Source organism: Brevundimonas sp. UBA2503 (assembly GCF_002341485.1).
GTDB classification, from domain to species: Bacteria; Pseudomonadota; Alphaproteobacteria; order Caulobacterales; family Caulobacteraceae; genus Brevundimonas; species Brevundimonas halotolerans.
On sequence record NZ_DDOD01000019.1, the window covers coordinates 37,823 to 52,014 of the forward strand.

The 14,192-nt window shown below is 66.5% G+C and carries 14 protein-coding genes; 5 read left to right on the forward strand and 9 right to left on the reverse strand.

From position 1 onward, the window contains the following. Positions 1–2: 2 nt before the first annotated feature. Both B4K74_RS08570 and B4K74_RS08575 read right to left on the reverse strand, forming a co-directional pair. Positions 3–587, reverse strand: a complete 585-nt coding sequence (locus tag B4K74_RS08570; RefSeq protein WP_286692587.1) for a hypothetical protein — start codon at positions 585–587, stop codon at positions 3–5. A 19-nt stretch (positions 588–606) separates the two neighbouring features. Then, complete coding sequence (locus B4K74_RS08575) at positions 607–1,566, reverse strand: M28 family peptidase (RefSeq protein ID WP_286692588.1); 960 nt, start codon at positions 1,564–1,566, stop codon at positions 607–609. Between the two features lie 132 nt (positions 1,567–1,698). On the opposite strand from B4K74_RS08575, the gene ligA reads away from it, so the two are divergent. Next, positions 1,699–4,260, forward strand: coding sequence for an NAD-dependent DNA ligase LigA (gene ligA, locus B4K74_RS08580; protein ID WP_286692589.1), 2,562 nt, complete (start codon positions 1,699–1,701; stop codon positions 4,258–4,260). Here the strand turns inward: ligA and B4K74_RS08585 are convergent. Genes B4K74_RS08585 through B4K74_RS08595 form a run of 3 tightly spaced genes read right to left on the reverse strand, consistent with a single transcriptional unit; the run spans position 4,257 to position 7,972 of the window. Beyond that, complete coding sequence (locus B4K74_RS08585; protein ID WP_286692590.1) at positions 4,257–5,249, reverse strand: DUF2272 domain-containing protein; 993 nt, start codon at positions 5,247–5,249, stop codon at positions 4,257–4,259. The genes ligA and B4K74_RS08585 overlap by 4 nt on opposite strands. Further along, a complete protein-coding gene (locus B4K74_RS08590; RefSeq protein WP_286692591.1) occupies positions 5,234–7,045 on the reverse strand; it encodes an aminopeptidase P family protein in 1,812 nt (603 codons plus the stop codon). The genes B4K74_RS08585 and B4K74_RS08590 overlap by 16 nt, the downstream gene beginning before the upstream one ends. Positions 7,046–7,102: 57 nt before the next feature. Then, positions 7,103–7,972 (reverse strand): 50S ribosomal protein L11 methyltransferase, encoded by an 870-nt coding sequence (locus B4K74_RS08595; protein WP_286692592.1) that lies wholly within the window; start codon positions 7,970–7,972, stop codon positions 7,103–7,105. A 253-nt stretch (positions 7,973–8,225) separates the two neighbouring features. On the opposite strand from B4K74_RS08595, the gene B4K74_RS08600 reads away from it, so the two are divergent. Then, complete coding sequence (locus B4K74_RS08600) at positions 8,226–8,606, forward strand: hypothetical protein (RefSeq protein WP_286692593.1); 381 nt, start codon at positions 8,226–8,228, stop codon at positions 8,604–8,606. 72 nt (positions 8,607–8,678) lie between these two features. Here B4K74_RS08600 and B4K74_RS08605 read toward each other — a convergent pair whose 3' ends face one another. Both B4K74_RS08605 and cysE read right to left on the reverse strand, forming a co-directional pair. Next, entirely contained in the window at positions 8,679–8,888 is a 210-nt protein-coding gene (locus B4K74_RS08605) for a DUF3126 family protein (RefSeq protein ID WP_286692594.1), read from the reverse strand. A 70-nt stretch (positions 8,889–8,958) separates the two neighbouring features. Next, positions 8,959–9,798 (reverse strand): serine O-acetyltransferase, encoded by an 840-nt coding sequence (gene cysE, locus B4K74_RS08610; RefSeq protein ID WP_286692595.1) that lies wholly within the window; start codon positions 9,796–9,798, stop codon positions 8,959–8,961. 101 nt (positions 9,799–9,899) lie between these two features. Between cysE and B4K74_RS08615 the strand changes: the two genes are divergently transcribed. Further along, a complete protein-coding gene (locus B4K74_RS08615; protein ID WP_286692596.1) occupies positions 9,900–10,493 on the forward strand; it encodes a nitroreductase family protein in 594 nt (197 codons plus the stop codon). Here B4K74_RS08615 and B4K74_RS08620 read toward each other — a convergent pair. Then, positions 10,490–11,236, reverse strand: a complete 747-nt coding sequence (locus tag B4K74_RS08620; protein WP_286692597.1) for a DUF817 domain-containing protein — start codon at positions 11,234–11,236, stop codon at positions 10,490–10,492. The genes B4K74_RS08615 and B4K74_RS08620 overlap by 4 nt on opposite strands. 186 nt (positions 11,237–11,422) lie before the next feature. Next, complete coding sequence (gene queF, locus B4K74_RS08625; protein ID WP_286692598.1) at positions 11,423–11,884, reverse strand: preQ(1) synthase; 462 nt, start codon at positions 11,882–11,884, stop codon at positions 11,423–11,425. A gap of 616 nt (positions 11,885–12,500) precedes the next feature. Between queF and B4K74_RS08630 the strand changes: the two genes are divergently transcribed. Next, complete coding sequence (locus B4K74_RS08630; RefSeq protein ID WP_286692599.1) at positions 12,501–13,433, forward strand: NAD(P)H-dependent flavin oxidoreductase; 933 nt, start codon at positions 12,501–12,503, stop codon at positions 13,431–13,433. Positions 13,434–13,474: 41 nt separating this feature from the next. Next, complete coding sequence (locus tag B4K74_RS08635) at positions 13,475–14,173, forward strand: TorF family putative porin (RefSeq protein WP_286692600.1); 699 nt, start codon at positions 13,475–13,477, stop codon at positions 14,171–14,173. Positions 14,174–14,192: the final 19 nt, after the last annotated feature.

The window sequence follows — 14,192 nt, forward strand, 5'->3', positions numbered from 1 at the left end:
CGTCAGTCCCCCGCCCACCAGCGAAAGCCCACCGCCTGTGGCGGCGCATCGCCAAGGCTGAGCGTGCCGTTCAGCACCGCCCCCTCCGCGCCCAGATTGCGGCGCGCGGTCGCCAGGGCCTCGTCGTTCAGTTGCGCATCCAGCTGCACAATGCCGATTTCCTCGGACACCCCGACAAAGCGCAGCATGCCGTTCTCCACGCTGTAAAAGCGTGGCAGCACCCGCACCCGGCCGGTGCGGACCTCCCCCAGTTCGGTCTGCACCACGGGGCTGGTCTCATCGACGAACTCCAGCATCACCGGCGCGAACTGCCCCTCGCGGGTACCGCCTTCCCAGGCGGTAAAGTCCTGCTGCTGCCCCAGGAAGACGTGGTCCAGCCGCCAGGGCCCCTGACGCACCTCGGTGGTCGGCATGTAGAAGCCCGACACATCGTCCTGAAGGTCGTTCGAGAAGCCTTCCGGCAGATCGGCCGTGTCGACCGACCCGTTGGCGGCCGGGGCATCGGCCGGCTCCAGCGGCGGCTCGCACCCGGCCAGCACCAGCGCCGCAACCCCACAGCCCACAAGGGCGATCCGTCGGAACATCATCGGCTGGCTCTCCTGCACGTCAGCGGCTCATGCCGGTGTCAAGCGCCCGGAACGACTGGATGGACAGATCGGTCGCATTCCGGAACACCGTCGGCGTGATCCGCTCTGCGTCGTCGCTGGGCTTGTGATAGTCCGGGTGAAAGTCGACGCCCAGATACAGGAAGGGCACCCCTGCCGCGTAAAAGGCCCCGTGGTCAGAGGCGCTGACCCAGTTGTCCGCCCCTGTGTCCTGCGGCGTGTCCTTGCCGAACGCCAGCGACACCGACCCGATCGGCCCGATCCCCTCCAGCAGGGGCCGCAGGGTCGGGTTCTGATAGGTGCCGGTCACCCACAGATAGCCGTCGGTCTCGGCCCGCGCCGTCATGTCGAAATTCAGGTTCAGCGCGATCGATTCCAGCGGGAATGGCGGCGCCTCGACGAAATGCTTCGCCCCCAGCAGGCCGCGCTCCTCGCCGTCGAAGGCGACAAACAGCACGCTGTGCTCGGGCGGATTGGCCTGCAGATATTCAGCCAGCGCCAGCAGGGTGGCCACACCCGAGGCATTGTCGTCCGCCCCGTTGTAGATCTCGCCGCCATACATCCCGACGTGGTCATAGTGGGCCGTCACGACGATATAGCGATTGCCGACCCGCGTGCCGGGGATCAGGCCAAGGATGTTCACGCCATTGAAGGTCTTGCGCCCTTCATGCGACCGCCCCTCGGCACTGAACGGCTGGAACCGCCCCATCGGCGGGGCGGCAATGCCGATCTGCTCAAAGCGCGAGACGATGTAGTTTCGGGCTCGCTCGCCGCCCGGCGTCCCCGCCCCGCGTCCCTCCATATCGTCGGCGGCCAGGGTCGTTAGATCGGCCCACAGCTGGGACGACACGACCGGATCAGGTCCGGCAGTCGTCTCTGTCGTGCCGGGCACACAGGCGGACAGGGCCCCGGCGGCGATCAGGGCCAGCACGGCAGACGCGGATTTCGACAGACGGCGCATGAATCCTCCGGACAACACTCCTGGCGACCCTAGACGCGGCCGCGACCGCCGTCAGATTAACTTCCTGTCATCGGCGCTGGGAAGGCACGCTGACGATGCTAGACAGAGGCGACCAGATTCCCGGACCTGACCATGACCGACCCTTCCGCCTCCCCCGATATCGAGACCCTGACCCTCGATCAGGCCCGCACGGAGCTGGCGCAGCTGTCGGCCGAACTGGCGCGCCACGACGCCCTCTATTTTGCCGAGGATGCGCCCGAGGTCTCCGACGCCGCCTACGATGCCCTCAAGCGCCGGGCCCTGGCCATCGAGGCCCGCTTTCCCGAACTGACCACCGCCGACAGCCCCTCGACCCGCGTCGGCGCCACCCCCTCCGGCACCTTTGCGGCCGTACGCCACGGCGTACCCATGCTGTCGCTCGACAATGCCTTTGACGAGGGCGACATCGCCGACTTCGTCGCCCGGGTCCGGCGCTTCCTGGCCCTCGACGCCGACACGCCCATGGCCTTCATCGCCGAGCCCAAGATCGACGGCCTGTCCGCCAATCTGCGCTATGAAAAGGGCGAGCTGGTCGTCGGCGCCACCCGGGGCGATGGCCGCGAGGGCGAGGACGTGACCGCCAATCTGCGCACCCTCGCCGACATTCCCGACCAGCTGTCCGGCAGCGGCTGGCCCGATGTCATTGAGGTGCGCGGCGAGGTCTATTGCCCCACCGCCGACTTCCTCGCCTTCAATGCAGAGGCCGAGGCTGCGGGCCGCCGCACCTATGCCAACCCCCGCAATTTCGCCGCCGGTTCGCTGCGCCAGAAGGACCCGGCCATCACGGCCACCCGGCCCCTGCGCTTCTTCGCCTATGGCTGGGGCGAGTTTTCTGATGATTTCGCCGAGACCCAGAGCGACGCCATCGACCGGCTGGCCGACTGGGGCTTTCCCGTCAACGACCGGCGCCGCGTGGTCGAGGACGCCGCCGGCCTGCTCGACGTCTATCGCAGGCTCGACACCGACCGCGCCCGGCTCGGCTATGACATCGACGGCGTGGTCTACAAGGTCGACCGGCTGGACTGGCAAAAGCGCCTCGGCTCCACATCGAAAGCTCCACGCTGGGCGGTCGCCCATAAATTTGCTGCGGTCAATGCACAGACGCTACTGGAAGACATCGAAATCCAAGTCGGACGAACGGGGGCCCATACTCCTGTGGCACGTCTGAAGCCGGTGACAGTCGGAGGCGTAGTGGTGCGAAATGCCACCCTGCACAACGCCGACGAAATTGCTCGCTTGGACGTTCGACCCGGCGACACTGTCGTTATACAGCGCGCTGGTGACGTCATTCCTCAGATCATCGGAATTGTGCCGGATGACCTCCACGCCTCTAGGCAGGAATTCGACTTTCCAACCTATTGCAGCTGCCCCCTCAAGACCGAGCTGGTTCGCGAGATCACGGGAGCGGGAGATGAGAGTGTCGTGCGACGCTGCCAAGGCGAACTAGCATGCCCATACCAGCGCAAGGAAATGTTGAAGAACTTCGTCGGAAAGCGTGCTTTCGACATTGAGGGACTCGGCGAGCGCCAGCTGGAGTTTTTTTTGGAGCGCCAGTGGGTTTCCGAACCTTCCGACATCTTCCGGCTAGCGCGTGACCCGCGAATGCTTGCTGAACTGCAGGCAGAACCGCGCTACGGTGAGACCAGCGTTCAGAATCTCGCTAGCGCGATCGAGGCACGGCGGGATATCGGTCTAGAGCGTTTCATCGTCGGGCTTGGCCTCAGGAACATTGCGACGGAAACTGCGCGCGACCTCGCAGTTTACGCGGGTAGCTATCTTACTTTCGAGAAGCTCGTCGATGAACTCATTGCTGTTGGAGAGCGTCGTTGGGTCGAGCTAGCTGACTACATTGCCGACAAGCTCAACATTGAACGCCTATCCGGACACGATCCTTGGGCGCTGGCGGCCAGCATCCAGTCCACTGTCGAAGAGTCGCGTATCGCTTCTCGTCATCTTGAGGGCATACCGAAGGTTGGGCCGAAGACAGCTAGAAAGGTTGTGATAGATTTCTGGGCTCATAAGATGAACGGGAGGGATCCGAAGGCATTCAAGCTCCCCGCCGCCCTACTTTCGGGGCAGCGGCAGTTGGCTGGATTCAGTTCCGACGACAAAGTCATCGAAGCTCTTGATCGATATATCCCGAGGTATCGGAAAACGTGGCTCGGCTTGGCATCCTTCCTTGCCGGGCGTCATATCGCACACGATAACTTCGACGACCGTCAGTTGCTGCCGCTTATAAGTCACGTGCCGGATCGGGTGGACAGCATCGGAGAAGCCTATCGCAGCGTCATAGCGCTGGATGGGATCCGACTAGCTTCGCTGACGACGCTTGCCGCCTTCTACCAGTCACCCAAAACTTACCCCCTTGTGTCGCGTCTCCTTGCCCAAATTTCGGTCAGAGACGCGGAACGTCCTCAATCCGACACCGCCATTAGCGGGAAGACGGTCGTTTTCTCTGGTTCGCTTGAGCGCTTCACCCGCGACGAGGCCAAGGCCCGCGCCTCATCCCTCGGCGCCAAGGTCTCCGGGTCGGTGTCGAAGAAAACCGACTATCTGGTCGCGGGCCCGGGCGCCGGCTCCAAGCTGGCCGAGGCCCAGAAGCACGGCGTCACCGTCCTCACCGAAGACGAATGGCTGGCGCTGATCGGCGGCTAGCGGTTCAGCGCCCGGATGGTGGGCGAGGCGTCCAGCGCGGTGTCCTCGACCGGGTCGGCCTGCAGCGACAGATGCGCAAACATGGTCCGGGCGCCATCCAGGTCGGCGCCTGACAGCACGGCGGGATAGGCCCCCTGCCCCTCGACCAGCGGCAGCAGGGTCAGGCTGACCCCGTTCAACACATTGCCGCCGATCACCGCCACCGTGTCCTCGCCCACCCGCACCACCACGTCGCAGTGGCTGCCGACATAGCGGCCCAGGTCCCGCCGTCGGTCCGCAAGGTTGCGATAGTTGACCCCGCCGCGAGAGTTGCACAGCAGATCCCCGGGCATGACCGCCACCTCGCCCGGATCATGGGCGACATAGGCCGCATTCGGCCGCTCGCCGTCGCGCGCCCGGATCGCCTGATCGATATAGACCCGGTGGGAAATATCCCGCTCGAACTGGGCCATCTCGCCCAGCCCGGCCTCGCACATCACCCAGCTGATGAAGGCCGCCGACCACGGCTCGACCCAATTGATCTCGCCCTCGCCGTCCCGCCACTGGCGGTTCTGGCGGAACAGGATGTCGGCCCCGTCCGGCGTCGCGCTCCAATAGCCGGCGACGGTCGCGGCCAGCCCCGGCGTATGCTCCCAGCGCCCCACCGCCACGATGGCCCGGTCCTGCTCAGGCGCATCCAGCTGCGGATTGAGCGCATCCGGCAAGACCCCGTCCGGCAGGCGACGCTCACGCACGCCGCGCAGATCGATGGTCTGAAAGCCGAACACGCCCCATTCCCGGACCGCGATATCGACAATCCGCCGCCGCGCCCATTCGGTCGGACCCACCCGGCACCCGGGCTGCACGATCCGCATCGCCCCACGCCGTCCCTCAACGCGCTCGGCGGGCGGAATGACATCGAAGGTCTCACGCGGCAGCCGATCCACACCCTGCGCCGCGACAGGGCCGGCAAGGGCCCACAGCGCAAGGAGGATCAGAGCACCGCGCACTGCACCGTCAGCCAGTCGAGGACCGCGCCGTCCAGCAGCGGCCCGACCTTGGCCAGCACCTCGGCGTGATAGGCATCGACATAAGCCCGCTCATCGGCCGTCAACAGATCGACGTCGATCAGTCGGCGATCCAGCGGCGCCAGGGTCAGTTGTTCGAAACCGTGCATGGGCCGCTCGCCGCCGTCGATGGCCTCGGGCGGCGTCACCACCTGCAGCGTCTCGATGCGAATGCCCCAGTGCCCCTCGCGGTAATAGCCGGGCTCGTTCGACACGATCATGCCGGTCAGCAGCGGCTGGGTGTTGACCGCCTTGGCGATCCGCTGCGGCCCCTCATGCACCCCCAGATAGCTGCCGACGCCATGGCCCGTGCCGTGGTCATAGTCGTGCCCGGCCATCCAAAGCGGGTGGCGCGCCAGGGCGTCCAACTGGTGCCCCGTCGTGCCCTCTGGAAAGCGCACTACGGCCATGGCGATATGGCCCTTCAGCACCAGGGTGAACATGCGCCGCTTATCGTCCGAAGGCTCGCCCACCGCGATCGTCCGCGTCACATCGGTCGTGCCGTCCAGATACTGGCCGCCGCCGTCGACCAGCAGCAGCGAGCCCTTCTCCATTCGGCGAATCGTGCGCGTCACCGGCTTGTAGTGCGGCAGGGCTCCGTTCGGGCCCGACCCGGCAATGGTGTCAAAGCTCAGGTCCATCAGGGCACCTGTCCCCTCGCGGAACTGCTCCAGCTTTTCGACTACAGCCCGCTCGTCGGGCAGGGTCTGTTGCGCCTCGGTGTCCAGCCAGTGGAGGAACCGGGCCAGCGCCGCCCCGTCGCGGATATGGGCCTGACGCGACCCCTCGATTTCCACCGGATTCTTGACCGCGCGCGGCAGGGTGCAGGGATCTTGCCCGCGCACGACGGTACCGCCCGCCGCTTCCACCCGGTCGAAATACCAGGCCGCGCTCTGGCCCGGATCGATCAGCACCGCACGACCGGACGTCTCGTCCAGCGCGGCGGCCAGGGTGTCCGGATGCTCCAGCGTCACATCTTCGCCCAGCCAGCCGGGCAGTTCATTGGTCACCTTGGCCGGATCCAGGTACAGGCGCGCGCGCCCGTCGCCGTCGATCAGCGCCTGCCCCAGCGGCAGGGGCGAGCGGATCACATCGCCGCCGCGAATATTGAACAACCACGCCACCGAGGTCGGCGCCGTCAGCAGCGCCATATCGGCCCCGGCCTCGTCGATGGCCCTGCCGATCCGGGCGCGCTTGTCGGCGGCATCCTCGCCCGCATACTCCAGCGGATGCGGCACCACCGGCGCCTGCGGCTGGGCCGGACGCTCTGCTCCCCAGGCACTGTCCAGCGGATTGCTGTCGACCGGCTTCAGCGTCACGCCCGCGCGCTTGGCCGTTTTCTGCATCCGGGTGAGGGCATCGGGGCTGTGCAGACGCGGATCGTATCCGACGACCGAGCCCTTGGGCTGTTCGGACAGATAGCGGGCCACCGCCGTCTCGTTGAAGTCGCGCAGTTCGAACTGGCCCTGATCGACCTGGGCCTTGACCTGCACCGTGTAGCGACCGTCCGCGAACACCGCCGCCTTGTCCTTCATCACAACGCCGGCGCCGGCCGAGCCGGTAAAGCCTGATATCCACGCCAGCCGGTCATTGGCCGCCGGCAGATACTCATTCTGGTGCTCGTCCTCGTGCGGCACCAGAAAGCCGTCGAGGCCCTGGGCCTGCATCTCGCGTCTCAGAAGCGGCAGGTGGCGCGCACCAAAGCCGGGGTCGGTGGTCTCGTCGAATGTCTGTCTCATGCGGCCAGACTTAACACCCCCAGCCCCGCAATTGGGAGGGGGCGACCGGAGGGAATTCTACCCCCCGCGGCGCAGCACCAGCGCGCTCCAGGCATCGCGATGAATTCGCCGCTCCAGCCGGAAGCCCTTGGACGTATAGGCCGCCGTCACCCGGCGCTCCTGCGTCCGCAACAGACCCGACAGGATGGCGACCCCACCCGGCAAGAGGGCCGTCCGGATCGGCTGCGACAGCGCCACCAGCGGCGGCGCCAGAATATTGGCGAACACCAGATCGTAGGGCCCCTGCCCCCGCACCTTCTGGTCGTTCAGGCCTGAGGCGTGGACGAAGCTGGCCTTGGCCTGATTGAGGGCGGCATTCTCATTGGCAATCCGCACCGACGGCGCGTCGATGTCGGTGCCGAGGGCCACCCGGCTGCCGGTCTTCGCCGCCGCGATGGCCAGCACACCCGTGCCCGCGCCCACATCCAGGACCCGCTCGAACCGCTCGCGCTTCAGCAGTTCGTCAAACGCGATCAGGCACCCGACCGTCGTGCCGTGATGGCCGGTGCCGAAGGCGGCCCCCGCATCGATCTTCAGGTTCACCGTATTCAGCGGCACCCGCCCCTGATCGTGGGCCCCATAGACGAAGAACCGACCCGCCCGGACCGGCGGCAGGCCCGACAGCGACATCGCCAGCCAGTCGGCATCGGCCAGATCCTCAACCGTGGTCGTCAGCGCCGCATCGCCCTTCAGCGACGTCACCAGCCGCTCGATCTCATCGGCTGTCGTCGGAAAGGCATCGATGCGCCAGATGCCCCGATCCTCATCCTCCTCGAGGATGGAATAGGTCACACCCTCCAGCATCGGGTCGGCATCCCACTCGGCGACGCGGGCTTCGGTTGCATCGCGCGACCCATGTGCGATTATTTGAATTGCGGACTCTGACATTTCTCAGACGTCGCTATCATCGCGAATCGATTGCATCGTCGGCGCGGCGTCTCGCGTCACATTCATCCGAGGGGTCGGGGAATACATGGCCAAGGTTCCATCCAAGTCGAGTACGTCCAGCACGGGCGCAAAAGCATCTGCGGCTTCCAAGCCTAAAGCGGCACCGAAGTCCACGGCGAAAACGACGGCCAAGCCCGCCGCCGCCAAGCCTGCCGCTGCCAAGGCCGCTCCGGCCAAGGTCCCCGCGAAGGCCGTGAGCAAGCCTGCCGCCGCCAAGCCCGCCGCCAAGGCGCCGGTGGCGAAGAAGCCCGCTGCCGCCGCCAAACCGGCCGCCGCCACCAAGCCCGCCGCTGCGAAAAAGCCGGCTGCGAAACCGGCTGTGGCCAAGGCTCCGCCTGCCGCGAAAAAGCCCGCCGCCGCGCGCGCAACTCCGGCCCGGCCCGCCGCCGCCAAGAAGGCCGCCACGCCGCGCGCCGCAGCCAAGCCCGTCACCACGCCCAAGGCGGCAGCCGTGACCCCGGCGCCCGTCCATCCGGCGCCCAGCCCGGCTCCGTCGCCGGCGCCCGCTGCCAAACCTGCCGAAAGCAAAAGCTTCGTCGGAAAGATCTTCGACGCCATCTTCGGCAAGCGCTGATCGGCTGATCGCAAAAGAAAACCCCCGCCGGTATCGCTCCGGCGGGGGTTTTCAATTCGGCTGTCAGCAGCGTCAGGCGGGCGGCAGGTCCTCGCCAAGGATGGCCATCTCGAACATGAACGAGCCATCGCCGTCCTCGTCCTCGAAGACCAGGCCGATGAACTCGTCATCCACATAGACCTCGACCGAGTCGGCCGTCTTGCGGGGCTTCAGCTTGATGCCGCCATGATTGAAGGTGCGCTTCAGATAGGTTTCGAGGCGCTTCTGGTCTGACTCGTTCACGGCATGCCTTTCAGAGTTCGTTCGGCGCGGACCCTAGAGAAGCGGACCCGCGAGGGAAAGCCCGTCCGGGCTAGATGACAAAGTCATACACAATGTCGGCCAGGGTGTGGTCCATGGTCCGCGCGGGCGTGGCGTCGGTCGGGCAGTTGACCAGTCGCGCGGGCACACCCGCCACCGTGCACCCCGCCGGCACCGGCTTCAGCACCACCGAACCCGAGGCCACCTTGGCATAGTCGCCGACCACAATATTGCCCAGCACCTTGGCCCCGGCGCCCAGCAGTACGCCCTTGCCGATCTTGGGATGTCGGTCGCCGCGCCCGGCGCCAGTGCCGCCCAGCGTCACCGCGTGCAGCATCGACACCTCATCGCCCACCACCGCCGTCTCTCCGATCACAATGCCGGTGCCGTGGTCGAGGAACAGGCCCGATCCCATCTGCGCGCCCGGATGGATGTCGACCTGGAACAGTTCGGAAATCCGGCTCTGGAAGTGCAGGGCCAGGGTCTCGCGCCCCTCCAGCCAAAGCCAGTGCGCCACCCGCCAGCCCTGCAGCGCCTGAAACCCCTTGAAATACAGGAACGGCTGCAGCAGCGACCGGATCGCCGGATCGCGCTCCTCGACCGCCTGCAGGTCCGCCTCGGCCGCCGCGACAATCCCCGGATCGACCTCGAATGCCGCCAGGCACACCTCGCGCACCGTCATGGCACCCAGCTCGGCATCGCCCAGCTTGCGCGCAATCTGAAAGCTCAGCGCGGCACCCAGATTACCATGGGACAGGATCACCGCATTCATCTGCGAGGCCAGATCCGGCTCGTCGCGAGACGCCTGCTCGGCGGCCCGGCGCAGCTGGGCCCACAGGTCAGACGCTTCGGGAACAGCCTCCAGTCGGGGCTCCGGTCGGGGCGTGGCCATGCATCCTCACTCTTCGGTTCAGCGCGAAAGATAGGCTCCCGCCCGCCGAATCGCCACCCCGCCCACTGGCGGGGCCCACGTCGCGCGCCTAGCTACAGCGTATGACCGAGCTTGCCGCCCCCCTCGCCCTGCCCCGCCGCGATCCGGCGCTGATCGAATACCTGCAACAGCGCCGCTCGGCCCCGGCCCAGGCGCTGGCCGCCCCCGGCCCGTCCGAGGCTGACCTTGATGCCATCCTGACCATCGGCCTGCGCACCCCGGACCATGGCAAGCTCTTCCCCTGGCGGCTGGTGGTCCTGACCCCCGACACCCGCAAAGCCCTCAGCCACTCTCTCAGCCCCCTCGCCGATGACCAGCCCGACCCCGACAAGGCCCGCGCGGTCCTGGCCAAACTGACCGCCCCGCCCGTCACCATCATGGTCGTCTCGACCCCGGTCCGCGATCACAAGGTGCCCGTCTGGGAACAGGAACTGTCCGCCGGCGCCCTGGCCATGAACCTCAGCCACGCCGCCTTTGCCCACGGCTTCTCCGCCAGCTGGATCACCGACTGGTACGCCTATGACCCCCGCGCGCTAAGCCTGTTCGGCATCGGCGAGGACGAGCGCATCGCCGGCTTCATCCACATCGGCACGCTTGAGACCCCGCCGCTGGAACGGCCTCGCCCCGACCCCGACCGGCATGTTGCGGTGCGCTAACGCGGCTCCCCTTCCGGCCGGTGCACCAGCGACACCAGCACGATCGAGATGATCATCAGCAGGAACCAGCTGCCCAGCTTGTCCAGCGACACCGGCTCCCAGCCCGCCTCCTGCCCCGGATAGGTCCACGCCCGCGCAATGGTCCCGACGTTCTCGGCGATCCATATGAACAGCGCCACCAGCCCATAGCCCGCCAGCAACGGCATCGACCGCCGCCGCCGGTCCGGGGTGAAGTAAAACCACCCCCGCCCGAACAACACCCCGACCATCAGGAACAGCAGCCCCCGCACATCGGGCAGCCAGTGGTGCAGGAAGAAGTTCAGATAGATTCCCGCCGCCAGCACCCCCGTCATCCACACCGGCGGATAGTCCCGCACCCGGATGTGAAAAATGCGCTGCACCCGCGCGATATAGCTGCCCACCGCCGCATACATGAAGCCCGAGAACAGCGGCACATCCCCGATCCTCAGCATCGACGCCTCGGGATAGACCCACGACCCGTGCGCTGTCTTGAACAGCTCCATGATCGTCCCGGCGATATGGAACAACAGGATGACCCGCGCCTCCTCCCAGCTTTCCAGCTTGAAGATCAGCATGCCCGCCTGGATCGCCACCGCCCCCACCACCAGGGCGTCATAGCGCGCAACCGCGGCCTCCTCGGGCCACCACAGGAAGGTCGCGACGATCAGGGCCAGCAACAACCCCCCGAACAGACACGCCCACCCCTGCTTGATCCCGAACATAACGAGCTCGAACGCAGACCCCCGCCAAGGCCCGCGATCCGCCCACCCCTGCGCCCCCGACAGCCAGCGGCGACCGATCAGCTCAAGCGGGGGACGGGGGATGGATGGCGTCGTCATGCGCCCCTTGGAGCAGGCCGGGTCCTTCGCGTCATGAGCGGAGGATGAGGAAGGGGTGAGAAGCCCCCCTCACCCCCGCCCGCGATACCCCGCCACGCCCTGCTCCGGCAGCCAAACGCCCTCAGGCACCCCGCCGGTCTGCCAGAACACATCGATGGGAATGCCACCGCGCGGGTACCAGTAGCCGCCGATCCTCAGCCATTTGGGATCCAGCAGGGCCACCAGCCGCTTGCCGATGGCCACCGTGCAGTCCTCGTGAAAGGCGCCGTGGTTGCGGAAGCTGGTCAGGTACAGTTTCAGGCTCTTGGACTCGACCAGCCAGTCCCCCGGCACATAGTCGATCACCAGATGGGCAAAGTCCGGCTGGCCCGTCACCGGGCACAGGCTGGTGAATTCGGGCGCCGAAAAGCGCGCGACATACAGGGTGTCCGCATGCGGATTGGGCACTCGCTCGAGATGGGCGGAGTCGGGATCGGTCGGTTGGTGCGTCTGCGCGCCCAGCTGGCTCAGGCCGGAGGTGTCGGTGGTCATGGGAGGCCTTTAGCGGGTTGCGAGCGGCGTGAAAATGGCGGGGTTCTAGGGCTTCCTCTTCGCGAAGCAGTTCATCACAGCGACCACAACGCTTCCACATAGGACACAACGAGGTCGAGCCCGCTGCCTTCGTTGTGTTCTTCGTGCCTCCTCTGTGTTCTTTGTGATGAACCTCTTTCTGCTCCCTTCTCCCCTCGGGGGAGAAGGTGGGCCGCGACAGCGGCTCGGATGAGGGGGCCACTGGACGCGCGCTGACCGGGTCCGTCCGTGGCAGGCTCCCCCTCATCCGTCAGGCTCTGCCCGACACCTTCTCCCCCGAGGGGAGAAGGACTGCTGAGCCGACACCCTCAGCTACGATGGCCGCCCCCGAATTCCCCCTCCCTTTCAACGGGCCCGCCGTTTCCCGGACCGGTCTTCCTGCCCTGGCTCGCGCATCACTGATACTATCCGGTTGCCGACATCGCTCGAGGAACGCCGCCATGACTTCAGACCATTCAGACCATTCAGACCATTCAGACGGTGTTTTTCACGCCCGCCCTCGCCGCCCGCCACTCGACCGTTGCCTTACCCGGGGACAGCCGTCTATCCGTAGCGAAAGACAACGGAGGAGCCGCCCATGACCATTCCCGCGTCCCTGCAAAAGGGGCTGAAGCTGCCGGTGATCGCGGCGCCCATGTTTCTGGTCTCCGGGCCGGATCTGGTGGTCGAGGCCTGCAACGCTGGCGTCATCGGCACCTTCCCGTCTCTTAACCAGCGCACGACCGAGGGCTATCGGGAGTGGCTGAAGGACATCAAGGCGCGGCTGAAACCTGATGCCGCCGCGTTCGGCGTCAACCACATCGTCCACCCGACCAACCCCCGCCTGATGGCCGATATGATGGTCTCGGTCGAGGAACAGGTGCCGCTGATCATCACCTCGCTGGGCGCGGTTCGCGATGTGGTCGATGCGGTGCACGGCTATGGCGGGGTGGTCTTCCACGACATCGCCAATGTCCGCCATGCACGAAAGGCCGCCGAAGCCGGGGTCGACGGCCTGATTCTGGTGGCCAATGGCGCCGGTGGTCACGCCGGTGTCGTCAACCCCTTTGCCCTGATCGAGGAGGTGCGCAGCTTCTTTGACGGCACCCTGATCCTGTCAGGCTGTCTCTCGACCGGGCGCGACATCGCCGCCACCCGCATGCTGGGCGCCGACTTCGCCTATATGGGCACCCGCTTCATCTCGACGACGGAGTCCATGGCCCAGGGCGCTTACAAGCAGATGATCGTCGACGCCGGCGCTTCGGACATCACCTATACGCCGGCCGTCTCGGGCATTCCCGCCAACTTCCTGACGCCCTCGCTGATCGAGAACGGCATCGACCCCAAGAGCCTGCCAGAGCACAAGCTGGACATGGCCGATGAAGCCAAGGCCTGGAAAACCGTCTGGTCCGCCGGTCAGGGGTCGGGCGGCGTGCATGACGTGCTGCCGGTGGCCGAGCTCGTGTCGCGCATGCAACAGGAATACCGTCAGGCGTCGGAACAATTCGCCAGCGAGAGCAACTTCGGCTAAGGGGGCGGCGTCCCACGGATTCGTCCTTATACGGAGCCATCATGCGCGCCCTTCTGACCGGCCTTTCGGCCCTGACCCTTCTGGCCATTGCGACCCCGGCCGCCGCCCAGAGCATGGCCGGCGGCGACTGGGCCTTCGGCGTCGGTGCCGGTACCGACAACCGTTCCAAGGACGTGTCCAAGTCGGGCACGGACGCCTACGGCTGGGCGTTGACGGAGTGGACGAGCGGCGACGGCTTCTTTTACGGCGGCGCCGGGGCCGAAACGATCGACAGCTCGGGCTCGAACCTCGAGATCGAAGCGGGCTTCGGCATTCGCCCCCAGATGGGCGGATTCGATTTCGATCTGAACGCCACTCACAAGTGGCGCGTCGACGCCAATCCGGGCACGGACGATGACGCCTGGGAGTTCACCGCCGACGTCAGCCGCGCCATCGGCCCGGCCAAGGCCAAGCTGCGCCTGCAGTACTCACCCGACGGCACAGGTTCCACCGAAGCCTGGACCTGGGTCGAGGCACGGGCCAGCTGGGACCTGACGCTCGACACCGCCCTGTCTGCCGGCATCGGGCGCCGCGAGCAGGATCTTTCGGTCGACTACACCGGCTGGGACGTCGGCGTGACCTGGCAGCTGGCCCCGGCAGTCGACCTCGACCTGCGCTACCACGACACCGACGCCGACCCGACCCTGTTCGGTGACCAGTACGGCTCCGCCCTCGTCGCCAACGTCGGCTTCTACTTCTAAACCTTGGCCGTAGTCCCTA

Bases quoted from the DNA above. Each gene is read 5' to 3' on its own strand.
- B4K74_RS08620 (WP_286692597.1), bottom strand. From the start codon at position 11,236: ATGTTCGGGATCAAGCAGGGGTGGGCGTGTCTGTTCGGGGGGTTGTTG.
- B4K74_RS08575 (WP_286692588.1), bottom strand. From the start codon at position 1,566: ATGCGCCGTCTGTCGAAATCCGCGTCTGCCGTGCTGGCCCTGATCGCC.
- B4K74_RS08590 (WP_286692591.1), bottom strand. From the start codon at position 7,045: ATGAGACAGACATTCGACGAGACCACCGACCCCGGCTTTGGTGCGCGC.
- B4K74_RS08630 (WP_286692599.1), top strand. From the start codon at position 12,501: ATGACCATTCCCGCGTCCCTGCAAAAGGGGCTGAAGCTGCCGGTGATC.
- ligA (WP_286692589.1), top strand. From the start codon at position 1,699: ATGACCGACCCTTCCGCCTCCCCCGATATCGAGACCCTGACCCTCGAT.
- B4K74_RS08635 (WP_286692600.1), top strand. From the start codon at position 13,475: ATGCGCGCCCTTCTGACCGGCCTTTCGGCCCTGACCCTTCTGGCCATT.
- cysE (WP_286692595.1), bottom strand. From the start codon at position 9,798: ATGGCCACGCCCCGACCGGAGCCCCGACTGGAGGCTGTTCCCGAAGCG.
- queF (WP_286692598.1), bottom strand. From the start codon at position 11,884: ATGACCACCGACACCTCCGGCCTGAGCCAGCTGGGCGCGCAGACGCAC.
- B4K74_RS08570 (WP_286692587.1), bottom strand. From the start codon at position 587: ATGATGTTCCGACGGATCGCCCTTGTGGGCTGTGGGGTTGCGGCGCTG.
- B4K74_RS08595 (WP_286692592.1), bottom strand. From the start codon at position 7,972: ATGTCAGAGTCCGCAATTCAAATAATCGCACATGGGTCGCGCGATGCA.
- B4K74_RS08615 (WP_286692596.1), top strand. From the start codon at position 9,900: ATGACCGAGCTTGCCGCCCCCCTCGCCCTGCCCCGCCGCGATCCGGCG.